The following is a 13,575-nucleotide window of genomic DNA, read 5'->3' on the forward strand; positions in this document are numbered from 1 at the left end:
TCTGTTAAACCGAGCTGAGGAAAATAAACCAACTGTTTTTGTTTTTTACACTGTCTACTTGACAGGTAGCACTTCATAGCCCTGCGGCTTCTTAGTATTCGATTAAGGTGAAGCATATAATTTATTTAAATGAATTCTGTTAGCGTTAAGACAATGGCGATGGGAATCTTGCTGCTTCAAAGTGAGTAGAATTTACCCCAGGTACATTGGTTTCAACTACACCAACAATACCGCTGTTAACAATAATATCTACTTGATCCCCAGCTTTTAGATTCAGAATGGTTGACACCGTGACCACGTTGTTATTGTCGGATGGTCCGAAGAAATCATTGTCATCAGCAACAAAAGGATCACCGTTAACTCTAATTGCGACAAGAGCTCGGTAATTCAATGCATTATTGTCAGGGTTAAACGATACGGTACCACTAACCAGATAAACACCATTCTGCTTCGGAGTAAATGTTGAAGTAGCAGGATTATATTCATTAGCCAAATCAAATTGTTCATTCGCGAATAGAACCTTGACATTCGTGTTAGCTGGGACAGGCAGATCCGCAGCACTCACTGCTCTAAACGCTGAGGCTACGACCAGATTAGAAGCAGTCTCGCCTACATTTACATTGATAACTGGATTACCGATGTTGCTTAAAGTTGGATTGCCCACGTTCGATATCGTATCTGTATCATTTTGGGCCTGAGCTGTTTCTTGTGCTGTAGAGTGACTTTGAGCCTGTGTTTGGGCTGAAGATTGATTTGCGGTTTGGGTCGATGCTTGTGATTGATTCTGAGCTAGAGTCTGTGCTAGGGACTGTGTTTGAGCTAGAGTCTGTGCTAGAGACTGTGTTTGAGTCTGTTGAGCTATTAATTGCGCTTGCAGTTGGGCTTGGAGCTCGGCTTGCTGCTGAACCTGTACTTCGACCTCCTTTATCCTAGCCTTCAGCTTGCGGTATTTATACTTGCATTTGTCCTCCAAGATGAATACCTCCTCATTCGGTTATGATCACTGGCGTCCTCTTGAGAGCGAACTATGACTTCGCGGCGATCATTTACAATTAACGGAATATATCGATCAGGTACCTCTCTACCAACTCGCCAATGTATTACTAGTATGTTCATAACTGATAGGTTTGGTGTGGACGAACTTACGACTCTATTCGTTTATATATTGATAGAAATAGGTGCATAATATTACGAATTCTTCCATTTAACTATGGCAAACCTATTGGCAGGAGAAAGGACTTCGGGAAGTTATAGGAGAGGTTGGAGAAACGAAAAAGCTCCCCGATTCAGGAAGCTCTTTCGTTGTAATCATGCTTTGTTTAATTAGAAATCATTTGGAATTCTTCTGCTTAAGAGCCATCTAAGAGGTCTTAACTAAATTATCAGCACATCTTATATTTTTCTGCTTGAGTGTTGAAGAGCTTGGCATATTGTTGGTTGGCCTTCATTAACTCATTATGTGATCCGCATTCTAATACGGTACCATCCCCGATCATAAGAATTTTGTCACAGCTCATGGTAGTTGATAATCGATGGGTAATGATAATGGTTGTTCGATTCTTTTTAACAGCAAAAATGTTATTCAAAAAGTTCACCTCTGAAACAACATCATATGCCGAGGTCGGTTCATCAAAGACGAGTATCGAATTCGACGAATACAACGCCCGTGCTAAGGATAATTTTTGCCATTGTCCTTCCGATAGCTCCATACTTGCTTCATCAAACTGTTTCGTTAAGGATGTATTTAATTTTTCAGGCAATGAATCAAAAAACTCTAACAATTCACACTCTTCCAATGCTTTTCTCGCTTTTTCTTCATCAAACGTGCTTTCTATTGTTCCAAGCAAGATAGCCTCTCTTGCTGAAAGGGAGTATTTACAATAATCTTGAAAGACCGTACCGAATAAAGATCGCAATGTATCCGTATCATAATCATTGATATTGAACTCATCTATTAAGATCTGTCCACTTTGAGGTTGATATAACCCCATGATTAACTTAACAAGTGTACTTTTGCCTGAACCATTCAAGCCGACTATAGCTACAGTTTCACCAGGCATAATACAAAAACTCACACCATTCAATACATTCACATCTGTATCTGGGTAATGGAAATGCACATTTCGGAATTCAATCTTATGTTGCTGAAGGCGATCAATATCCTTGATCAGATTATTCGCTTTCTCTCTCTCGGGTTTAATTTCCATAAACCGGCGCATATAATCTAAGTCAATGGATACTCTTTTAAACCGCTCATGTGAATAAAAGCCGTTAAAATATAGAGTTTGAGATATCGTAAATAATGAACTTGTAATGAGGATGAAGATATCAATCGTCATCATTCCCATACAAACATAATAAAGCAAGATCAGATAAGGGATCTTTTCAATCACATTCATAAATTCTAAAAAAAACGATTCCCAAGTATGCGTTCGCACATTAAGCTGCATTTCTTTAACATATAGCGCTTCTCTTGAATTCCTATAATTTCGTTTGAAAAAGTGATCATGATCAAAGATCTTTAATTCATGTAAGTAAGCTGGATTCGTACACACATCTCGATAATAGCTTGTCCTCCGATAATCCAAATTCGTTTTTTCGCGATATTCCTGCTTTGCCTTTGTATTCTTGATCGATCCTAGGTGAGATAAATATGCACCTAATAACGGAAAAATGATATACCAAACATATTGGCTCGGAATAACCGCGCTTATGGAGATAATTGTGAACAATGCGGTGATTGCCCTAAAAAATATATCGAACATTTTATCAGGTGATGTATGTTGCGAAACTGTAACTTTGGATGTCAATTCATGAAAATCAGCGGAATCATAATACATGAGGGGAATCGAACTATATTGCTCCAATACCTTTTTTTCTAAGATCATGGCTATTTTCTCACCATTCAAAGTCGAGAAATATCCTTTAATATAATTGGCTAGTTCGAGTATGACTTTAATGCTTAACAAAGCGCATACGAAATAGATGATTTGAAGAAAAGTCCCTTGTAAGTTATTAAATTGACAGTTTTGATTAAGAAGGAATATAATTTTTTGCTCTACTTTAAGTGTTATAGCTGGCATTATACCGGTTACAATCGAGTATAGGATATTAAGCAGAATAATGAATCTCGCTTCACCCTTAATCACGGAATACAAAAACTTGATGTTGAGCACATCTTGTTCTTTAGTTGTTCTGTACAAGGTCTTCATGGCAGAACTCCTTATTATACCATTTCGCTTGCTCTTTAAATAACTTGCTATAAACTCCATCACTATTCAACAACTCGGCATGACTCCCAGTTTCAATGATGGTACGCTGATCCAATACAATAATGAAATCGGCATTAACGACATTTGATAATCTGTGAGAGATCATGAATACGAGTCGTTCGTTATTAAAAATCTCCATTCGCTTAAAAATTTCATATTCAGACAAGGCGTCTATAGATGCAGAGGGTTCATCAAGAACAACGACGGATTCCGCAAAATAGACTGCTCTTGCAAGCGCAATTCTTTGAGCTTCTCCCCCTGAAGGAACATATCCATCACTAAAGAAATTTCGTGTTAATTGGGTATCAAGTCCATTACTCATTTTCGGTAGAAAAGCTCTAACTTGGCTAACATCGATAGCTTCATTCATTCTGTAAATATCTGTTATTTCATCATCTAAGTTGATGTTCTCACTTAATCTCATCGCATACTGTTTGTAATCCTGGAACAATACACTCCAATTACGATAGTACTCCATACTGTCATAATCTGTTAGTCTGATATTGTTAACAAGGATATAGCCCTCTGTTGGGTCATACATTCTAAGAAGCAATTTTACTAAAGTTGACTTCCCTGCCCCATTCAGACCTACTATGGCAATGGTTTGTGGTGCAGTTACTTTAAAACTAATATTCTCAAGTATGTATTCATCTCTGCCTGGATATTTAAACGATACATTTACAAACTCAATCGTAATCCCATTTTGAAAATCAGCTTTAACCTTCTCATCATGTTTATCACAGATAATATCGTTTTGAATGGATAGATAATTTCTAAAGTATTCTGTAGCCATTGCACTTTTGTAAAAATTATTTATAAAATCAAAAGTATCTTTAAATGTTTCACTAATATTCGTGTAAGCTAAATAAAGTAATGTCACATCGCCAATTGTAATTGACTTATTTAGTGCTTGGTACAGAATATACCCATAGACACAAAAACTCACAAAATAGCTTAAGATATTAACGAGCAGTTCTCTCGTATTATTTCTGATGTAAACTTTTTGACTTAAAGAAAAAGCCTTATGGCGCATTTGAGTATATAAACGCAAAAAATAGTCTTTGCTCTTGAACATTCTTACTTCTTTCGAATAGCTTGGCGACTTCAAAACCTCTGCATAATAATTCTTCTTTCTATTTAATTCCGTTATTGTCCTCGTTAAGTCATTCGTATCTTCAATTCTTTTTTTCATGCGATAATACTTAATACCTTCAACGCCTAGCGCAATCATCCCTACGATCCAGTTAAAATGAAAAAGGATAAAGGCATAACCTATCGTACTTAACATACTTCTGAGGACTACTTCTGTACTAAAGTATAGTAAAAAAATACTATCTTCAGAAAATCCTGTGCCTCTAGAGATGATGTTATAGGTTTCATGGTGGTCAAAGTGCTTTTGATCATTCGTTTTCGCTTTGTCGATTATTCTTAACTGTATATTCGCAGCTATATTGTACATATCTGTTTCGCGCATTTTCTTTTGAATGATCTCTAGTACAGACTCCATCGCCTTAATAGCTATCGTCGCCATTACCAATATAATTAATGCAATAAATATCTGTTTTCCTATGAAGGGTTCATGATAAGCTTTATTGGCCTCATCAATGATGATCTTGGTAACGTATGCAGTTAATATTGGTAATAATGCTCTACCAGTGCCTATTAAAAAATTCATCCCCATGCGAGAAATCGAAAGAGATTGGAGCAATATCCCAAATGCAAATCGTAAATTAGATATTGTCTTTTTGAATTGGTTTTTGTCCATAAATGACCCTCATTTAAATTAAGTGTATCAAGTATTTATTTGTGAATTCATGCACATTGTTTCTTGTAATTAATGCCCCCATCAGACAAGTTTCGGGTAATATTTAGGGGATAATTTCCTATATCATTTACATAATTATACTATTGCCTGATGGATAGTCAAGCCAAGTACGATAGTTCATATTACAATCTCGCAACTAAAAAACACCTACTCCCCGAAACTAATCGGTATGAATAGGTGCACAATTATTCATATTAAGTTTTTACATTGTATAAACGATCTCTCACGAAATCAATTGTAATTACGACACTTTATGCTCAATTCTCAGCTTATCCGCAACCATCGCGATGAATTCCGAGTTCGTTGGCTTCGACTTGCTGATATTGATTGTATAACCGAACAAACGGCTGATGCTGTCGATGTTGCCGCGTGTCCAAGCGACTTCAATCGCATGGCGAATAGCGCGTTCGACGCGAGATGGCGTCGTCTTATACTTCTCAGCGATTGCCGGATACAGCGTCTTCGTGATCGAACCGAGAATCTCGATGTTGTTGTACACCATCGTGATCGCTTCGCGCAAATACTGGTAACCCTTTATATGGGCAGGTACCCCGATTTCATGGATAATCGTCGTTATATTCGCATCCAGGTTCTTGCTCTTGGACATAGGAACTACATTGTTCTTATGTATGGAGTTAGTAATAAATGAGCTTGCGGCAGAGCTAGTACCAGTCATTTGAATAGATCCAGTACCGACAAGCTGTCGAATACGGTTAACTAATACATCCATATCAAAAGGCTTCAGTATGTAGTATGAGGCTCCAAGTTGCACAGCTCGTTGCGTAATGCTCTCTTGACCGAACGCAGTCAGCATAATGATCTTAGGCTGTACAGGCAGCTCCATCTGGCGTAGACGTTCCAACACGCCAAGACCATCAAGATGCGGCATAATAATATCGAGAATAAGGACATCCGGCACATTTCTCGACTGGTCAAAGAACTGCAGCACTTCTTCACCGTTATAGGCGACACCCGTAACGACCATATCTTCTTGTTCAGACAAAAAACCTGCTAACAAGTTAGTAAATTCTCGGTTGTCATCCGCTAACAATACCTCAATCTTTTGCACTAAAGTTCCTCCCTTGACCCAAGTATCATATCTGCTATGTTATCACTATGCTGTGTTTTATTCATTTCTTTCTTAGATCAAGTAATTCGACATTTGCAATGAAATTCCTCCTGTCGAATTTAATTTTTCTTTTCTTTTTCGGGAATTTATTTTATAATAATAAATTTGCGCATCATTCAACACATTTCATTCTAGTTCGTCCGAATTCGACATCCATGCTTAATAAACCGAAAGGTTCACGCGCTTGTCGTGAACCTTTCCTTGATTCCATTGCGATTCTGATAAGACCACACCAGCATCCTGCAGCATCCATTCGATAAAGCAGCCATAGCCTGAGCTCGGATTGTTAACGAATACGTGTGTCACTGCGCCAATCAATTTATTGTTCTGAATGATCGGACTTCCGGACATGCCTTGAACAATACCGCCTGTCTTCTGCAGCAATCGCGGATCGGTTATCTTAATAACCATCCCCTTGGTTGCTGGAGAGCTCTGCTTCGTTACATGTACAATCTCAATCTGGAAGCGTTCCACTTCTTGACCGTTCACGACAGTCAGCATCTCTGCAGGCCCTTCTTGCACCTCTTCATTGAAGCCGATCGGAATCGGTTCCTTGTACAAGCTATGTTCAGGGTTAGCTACCATCTTGCCAAATATGCCAAATGGCGTATTCCGCTCAACATTGCCCAACACACGGCTCTCCTTCAAGAAATGAGCTCGCTTCTCTCCAGGTTCACCATTCTGACTCTTCGAGATCGAGGTTACATTGGACTGCACAATTTCTCCATTTCCAACTACAATTGGAGTCTGGGTATCCATATCCGTAATGACATGCCCAAGTGCGCCGAATACACCTTGATCAGGGGCATAGAAAGTCAGGGTCCCTACCCCAGCAGCGGAATCACGAATATATAGGCCTAGCCTCCACGCCTTGTCATCCGTATCATACGCTGGCTCAAGCTTTGTATTCAACTCGCTGGAACCACGCTTAATCACAATATCCAACGGCTTCTTCTTCTCTCCTGCTTCACGGACGACATCAGCAACTTTGCTTATGTCTTGAATGCGTTGACCATTAATGCGAACAATAAGATCGCCGCGCATGATGCCAGCCTGTTCGCCAGGCGACAGCTTGCGATCTGATGACACCTGAACGAGATGGTGACCAACAACCAATATGCCGGCTGATTTAACCTTAACGCCAATCGTCTGGCCTCCTGGAATCACACGCAAGTCAGGAATCACATTGACTTTAAGCGTCTTTAGAGGTATGCGATTAAACAGCTTAAGCTTCAGTTCAGCCTGTCCCGACTGGGAGGATGACAAGGAGATCGGTTGATTCAGCGGTACATTGACAGAAGCGGATTGCATTCCGTTTACCTGCAAGATGTCCGGTCGATCTACAGTTGCCTTCGCCATTACCGGCATTACCAGATTAAGCTGTTTTTGCTGCCCCTCCAGAATGCGCAGTTGGGTTGGCAAAGCGGCATAAGTGCGAAAAGGAGCTGTTGTACAACCAATACAAATCATAATAACGAGTACAAGACCTAACAGCCGTTTCAAGTTGGGGTTCAAAGGTGTCCTCACTCCTTTGTTGACAAGCTTAACGCTGAAGGGTTGCCCCCCTCAATCGTAACATTAAGTTAACCCTGACCCCTGCCTTTTATGAGTGAAAATGATTCCTAGAACCCTTGATTTTACGCGCCCTTTTGCCGTTCCGCCAGTTTGAGCATTTCTTGTGCATGGTAGATAGTCTTTTCCGTTACTTCCACTCCGCCCAGCATTCGAGCCAGCTCTTGAACTCGCCCTTCCTCGCTCAATTCCGTCACCTGTGTGGAAGTTCGTTCCTCCACTACAGATTTTTCTATGTAATATTGATGATCCGCCATACACGCAACCTGCGGCAGATGGGTAATCGCGAACACTTGCCCGCTGCGCGCAACCTCAGACAGCTTCTCTGCGATGGCTTGTGCAGCCCTGCCGCTGACGCCAGTATCCACTTCATCAAATATAAGTACAGGAATACGGTCAACCTGCGCAAATATCGTCTTCAACGCAAGCATGATACGCGACAATTCACCACCTGAAGCAATCTTATGGAGCGGTCGCAAAGGCTCGCCCGGGTTAGCCGAGATCAGGAACTCAACATCATCCCAACCATTCTTGGTCAGTCTGATGAATGATCCGTCAACCTCAACTCCTTGCGTGTCTTGAATACGTTCCATGCGAATACCAAGTCGGGTTCTTTCCATATGTAAATGTTTCAGTTCACTCTCGATCTTCATAATTAGCTCAGCAGCCAGTTCCTTACGGCAATCGCTTAACAATTGAGCCTGATGCACTGCTTCTTGAAGGCGAGTCTCCATTTCGCGCTCCAGCTTTCCGATGCGTTCATCTTTATGCTCAAGATTGTCGGCTTCGTTCTTGATTCGCTTGAAATGCTCCAGCATGTCCTCGATGGTCGAGCCATACTTGCGCTTCAAGGAATTGATGAAGTCAAGACGATCTTCAATCTCCTCCAGCCGCTCCGGATTGAATTCAATCTGCTCTCGGTAATCACGCAACTGGTAAGCGGCATCTTCTAATGAGTAGAAGGCGGTCTGCAGCTGCTCAACGATTGGCTGGAATTGCTCAGGGTCAACCATTGCAATCTGCTCCAGCTTCTCAACCGCAACGGTAACGGCATCCATCGCACCTTGTCCATACAACAGCTCATATGCACCGCTGACATGATCCATTAATTTTTCCGCATTGGATAGCTTGCGCTTTTCTTCAGTTAACCATTCATCTTCGCCAATCTTTAGCTCAGCGCCCTCTAACTCCTCAATCTGGAAACGATACAGATCCAGCATCTGAAACGCCTTCTGGCTCGTTTGCTTCAGCTGCTCCAATTCGTTCTTGACGCTTACAAATTGCTTATAGCGATCTTGGTATTGCTGTTTCAGCACAGCCAGCGGCTCACCGCCGTAAGAATCCAACCAATCCAAGTGCTTGTCTACTCGCAGCAGCGATTGATGCTCGTGCTGACCATGGATATTAATTAACATATCGCCAACTTCACGCAGCATCGTCAGATTCACCATTTGCCCGTTAATACGACAAGAGCTCTTCCCTTGAGCCGTTAACTCACGTCGAATGATAAGCAGTTCCTCTGAAGATGCGGCAATTCCAAGCCCTTCAATAACGGACCACACCGGGTGATCCTGCGGTAGATCGAAAGAAGCCTCCACCTCCGCCTTTTCACATCCATAGCGAACGAAATCAGATGATCCTCTTCCCCCGGCAACTAAGCTTAATGCATCGATAATGATCGATTTACCCGCGCCTGTCTCACCTGTCAACACATGAAAACCTTTGTGAAATCGCAATTGAACCGATTCGATTACTGCCAAATGGCGAATTGACAAAGCTGCTAGCATCCCAGTACTCCTCCCCGAAGTATAGCCTATGAAATATAGTTCAATACTTGATCGACGACCTTCTGCCCTGTTTCGTTCGTGCGGCTTACGATCAGAATCGTGTCATCACCGCAGATTGTCCCCATTATTTCAGGCCATTCGATGGAATCCATATTAACCGCAATCGAATTAGCTGTACCTGGTAAACATTTGATCACAACCAGATTCTCAGCGCGATCTATGCTGACAAAGCCGTCCAGTAATGCCCGCTTCAGCTTCTGTGTCGGATTGAATCGTTGATCGATCGGAAGAGAATACTTATATCGACCGCTATCCGTAGGTACTTTGATCAAGTGCAATTCCTTCATATCACGCGATACGGTTGCTTGAGTCACGTGATATCCCGCATTGCGGAGCGCATCCACCAACTCGTCCTGCGTTTCAATCTCATTGCTCATAATAATTTCTCGAATCTTGATGTGCCGTTGACCTTTCATGGGGTCCCTCCATTGAGATATTTATATTGTATAAATCATTACATCGATGTTAAATGATCTATTCTGCTGCTGTTTCAGGCTCTCCTATATCTATACGTACAACCTTTACACTGCGTTCTGCCTGATTCACAATTACGATTCCATCAGATTCTGGAAGCGCCATGCGATAAGCAGCCCACAGCTTCCGCAATCCTGCCGCGCTCCAATCCAGCTCCATACGTTCACGGACAATTCGCACCGGATACCATTCCTCATCCCGCGTAACCATACAGTCTACCCATAAGCGAGACACACGTTCTTCTTCCGTATCCACACGAAAATGCAAGGGAATATAGTACTTTCCTCCGATGATCTCAAAGCCTTCCCTTTCCAGCCACTTATCTACTTCTTCGTCATGTACATAATGATCTGTCAGATGAAGCTGTTCCAGCGGTTCAGGACGATGCAGCGCATAATAAGTAGCGGCAGCCGCCCATACAATCAGTGCGATAATAATTAAAGCGAGCACTACATTATCCCCAAACATCAGACACCAACTTCCTTCCAAAGTATTTACTGGAATTGAATGGAACTGGAAGCATTATGCAAGTTAATCGAAGTCGCTAGTATAATTATGCACTTATAGGCGGTGAAAAGAAACTCATCCTTTAGAACATTCTTAATAGGATGAGTTTCTGTGTGAAGCGATATTCTGTTACACGGATCGGAACTTGCTGTTGGCTTCCTTCACAACATCTGCAATTCGCTCTCGTGATACGGTAGTATTCTCTGCCGATGTATCCTCTTCCGGCACTTCCCACAGGGCTAAAAATTCAATATTTCCTTCTCCACCGGTAATCGGCGAGAATGTGAGTCCTTGTAAGGTGAAGCCCAATGAAGCTGCGAAGTCGAGTATGTCTCGCAATACGGCTTCATGTGTCGCTGGCTCTCGTACAACACCAGACTTTCCAACCTTGTCTCGACCAGCTTCGAATTGCGGCTTAATTAGCCCTACGACACGTCCAGGACGAGTAATCAGCGCCTTAAGCGGCGGTAGGATAAGCTTTAACGAGATAAATGAAACATCTATAGTCGCGATATTCGGTGCAGGCCCATCCAGATGCTCTGGCTCAACATAACGGAAATTGGTGCGTTCCATTACCCGGACTCGCTCATCATTGCGCAGAGACCAGTCTAATTGATTATAGCCAACGTCGATAGCGTACACCATCTGCGCGCCATTTTGCAGCGCACAATCTGTGAACCCTCCAGTTGACGCTCCAATATCCATCATGATCGCATCTTTCATATCGATACCGAATTCAGCAATTGCTTTTTCAAGCTTCAGGCCGCCCCTGCCTACATATGGATGCGGAGCTCCCTTCACAATGATCGGGACTGAGCGAGGAACCTTCATCCCCGGTTTCTCAATTCGCTCTCCCTCAGCATAGACGAGCCCTGCCATAATCGCTGCCTTCGCCTTCTCTCGACTTTCATAGAAAGCTTGTTCAACGAGCAGAACATCTATGCGTTCTTTAGGTGTAGACATATCCGAACTCCTGTCTGTCAATATAACTTATGATGTGGATTGCGCTCGCGGCAAACGATTTTCATTGCGAGCAAACAGCATCGTTTTCACTTCATTTACGACGCGATCCGGTACTAATCCAACTTCTTCACGCTGCTCCTTGATGCTGCCGTGCTCAACGAAATAATCCGGTATTGCAAGCAATGTGACCGCCATATGATGGATATGATGCTCTGCATAGAATTCCAGCACAGCGCTGCCTAGGCTTCCTTTAGCGGATGCTTCCTCCAGCACAAAGACTGGCAAGTGTTCTTTCGATAGCTGCAGTAGCATTGCCTCATCCAGCGGCTTCATAAACCGAGCGTTGATCACACGCAGGGAGATTCCTTCACGCTTCAACGTCTCAGCCGCTTCTTCCGCGACTTGAACCATCGGTCCAATCGCAAGTATAGCAGCGCTGTCGCCGGGGCGCAGCATTTCCCATGTACCGATAGGAATAGGCGTCATCACAGGATCGATCGGAACTCCCACCGTATTGATTCGCGGATAACGAACTGCGATCGGACCATCATTATAATCGACCGCTGTCTTCATCATATTCCGCAGCTCATTCTCATCCTTAGGCATCATTAACACGATGTTCGGAATATGACGCATATACGCGATATCATATATACCTTGATGAGTCTCCCCATCCGGACCTACAAAGCCCGCGCGGTCGATCGCAAAGATAACATTCGCATTCTGACGGCAAATATCATGAACGATCGAATCATAAGCGCGCTGCAGGAATGTCGAATATACCGCAAATACTGGCTTCATGCCTTCCAGCGCCATAGATGCGCACATCGTAGCCGCGTGCTGTTCAGCAATGCCGACATCGATCATTCGGTTCGGAAACAGCTCTGCAAACTTCAATAAGCCGGAGCCGCCGGGCATCGCAGGAGTAACCGCAACGATTCGCTTATCCTCGCGTGCCAGTTCAATCAGCGCATTCGAGAATATTTCCGTATACATCGGGTTGCCTACTGCTTTGACAACTTGTCCTGATTCAATCTTATATGGTGTTATGCCATGCCATTTATGAGAGTCGGCTTCAGCTGGAGAATATCCCTTGCCCTTAGTCGTAATCACATGTACAAGCACAGGGCCGTCAACACGGTCAGCTTGTTCAAACACATCTATTAATTTGGAAATGTCATGACCGTCCACTGGTCCCAAATACGTAAGTCCAAACTCTTCAAACAGCATCCCGGATACAACCAGATACTTCAGTCCATCCTTAATGCGCTCAGCTTTCTTCGCCAGACTGCCGCCAATTGCCGGAATCTTCTTCAAGAACTGTTCCAATTCGTCCTTCATCTTCACATACGCTCGTTCTGAACGTATCTTAGTTAAGTAATTGTGAAGCGCACCTACGTTCGGAGCGATGGACATTTCGTTATCGTTCAGGACAACCATCAGTTTCTTCTGTTCATGTCCGATATGGTTCAACGCCTCGAGCGCCATACCACCGGTCAACGCTCCATCACCGATCACAGCGATAACCTTATTGTCCTCGCCTTTAAGATCACGCGATAGAGCCATACCCATTGCCGCGGACAACGATGTGCTGCTGTGACCAGCCTCCCACACATCATGCTCGCTTTCAGCACGCTTGACGAAGCCGCACAGACCTTTATGTTGACGCAGGGTATCGAATTTATCTTTACGACCTGTCAATATTTTGTGTACATAAGCTTGGTGTCCCACATCAAACAGGAATTTATCTTTTGGACTGTTATATAGATAGTGGAGGACAACTGTTAGCTCGACCACTCCCAAATTAGGGGCTAGATGCCCGCCTGTTTCAGACAGCTTCTCAATTAGAAAACGACGTATTTCATTGGACAGAGCAGGTAACTGTCCGACTGGAAGCCGCTTCAGATCACTTGGTTGATTAATCTGTTCGAGCAGCACAAGATTACCTCACTTTCGTTGGTTCTGAATATGACGTCTTTGATATGA

The 13,575-nt window shown here is 42.9% G+C and carries 10 protein-coding genes; all 10 read right to left on the minus strand.

Annotation, left to right across the window (positions count from 1 at the left end; translation table 11 throughout):
* Positions 1-145: 145 nt before the first annotated feature.
* The 10 genes from AC3WTP_RS15355 to dxs all read right to left on the minus strand — a co-directional run bounded on the left by AC3WTP_RS15355 (position 146) and on the right by dxs (position 13,527).
* The gene (locus AC3WTP_RS15355; protein WP_492395637.1) at positions 146-640 is read right to left on the minus strand and encodes a C1q-like domain-containing protein; all 495 of its coding nucleotides are present in this window, start codon (positions 638-640) and stop codon (positions 146-148) included.
* Between the two features lie 742 nt (positions 641-1,382).
* On the minus strand, positions 1,383-3,212 hold the full coding sequence (locus AC3WTP_RS15360; RefSeq protein WP_492395508.1) for an ABC transporter ATP-binding protein: 1,830 nt from the start codon (positions 3,210-3,212) through the stop codon (positions 1,383-1,385).
* Positions 3,187-5,037 (minus strand): ABC transporter ATP-binding protein, encoded by a 1,851-nt coding sequence (locus AC3WTP_RS15365; protein ID WP_492395509.1) that lies wholly within the window; start codon positions 5,035-5,037, stop codon positions 3,187-3,189. The genes AC3WTP_RS15360 and AC3WTP_RS15365 overlap by 26 nt, the downstream gene beginning before the upstream one ends.
* A gap of 301 nt (positions 5,038-5,338) precedes the next feature.
* A complete protein-coding gene (gene spo0A / locus AC3WTP_RS15370; protein ID WP_492395510.1) occupies positions 5,339-6,166 on the minus strand; it encodes a sporulation transcription factor Spo0A in 828 nt (275 codons plus the stop codon).
* A 219-nt stretch (positions 6,167-6,385) separates the two neighbouring features.
* Positions 6,386-7,741 (minus strand): SpoIVB peptidase, encoded by a 1,356-nt coding sequence (spoIVB, locus tag AC3WTP_RS15375; RefSeq protein ID WP_492395511.1) that lies wholly within the window; start codon positions 7,739-7,741, stop codon positions 6,386-6,388.
* 122 nt (positions 7,742-7,863) lie between these two features.
* On the minus strand, positions 7,864-9,585 hold the full coding sequence (gene recN, locus AC3WTP_RS15380) for a DNA repair protein RecN (protein WP_492395512.1): 1,722 nt from the start codon (positions 9,583-9,585) through the stop codon (positions 7,864-7,866).
* A 26-nt stretch (positions 9,586-9,611) separates the two neighbouring features.
* The gene (ahrC, locus tag AC3WTP_RS15385; protein ID WP_458569792.1) at positions 9,612-10,061 is read right to left on the minus strand and encodes a transcriptional regulator AhrC/ArgR; all 450 of its coding nucleotides are present in this window, start codon (positions 10,059-10,061) and stop codon (positions 9,612-9,614) included.
* Between the two features lie 58 nt (positions 10,062-10,119).
* A complete protein-coding gene (locus tag AC3WTP_RS15390) occupies positions 10,120-10,587 on the minus strand; it encodes a DNA-binding protein (RefSeq protein ID WP_492395513.1) in 468 nt (155 codons plus the stop codon).
* Between the two features lie 168 nt (positions 10,588-10,755).
* A complete protein-coding gene (locus AC3WTP_RS15395) occupies positions 10,756-11,589 on the minus strand; it encodes a TlyA family RNA methyltransferase (protein WP_492395514.1) in 834 nt (277 codons plus the stop codon).
* 27 nt (positions 11,590-11,616) lie between these two features.
* Positions 11,617-13,527, minus strand: a complete 1,911-nt coding sequence (dxs, locus tag AC3WTP_RS15400; protein ID WP_492395515.1) for a 1-deoxy-D-xylulose-5-phosphate synthase — start codon at positions 13,525-13,527, stop codon at positions 11,617-11,619.
* Positions 13,528-13,575 lie beyond the last annotated feature (48 nt).

The organism is Paenibacillus sp. EB106-04-04-XG159 (assembly GCF_058791835.1).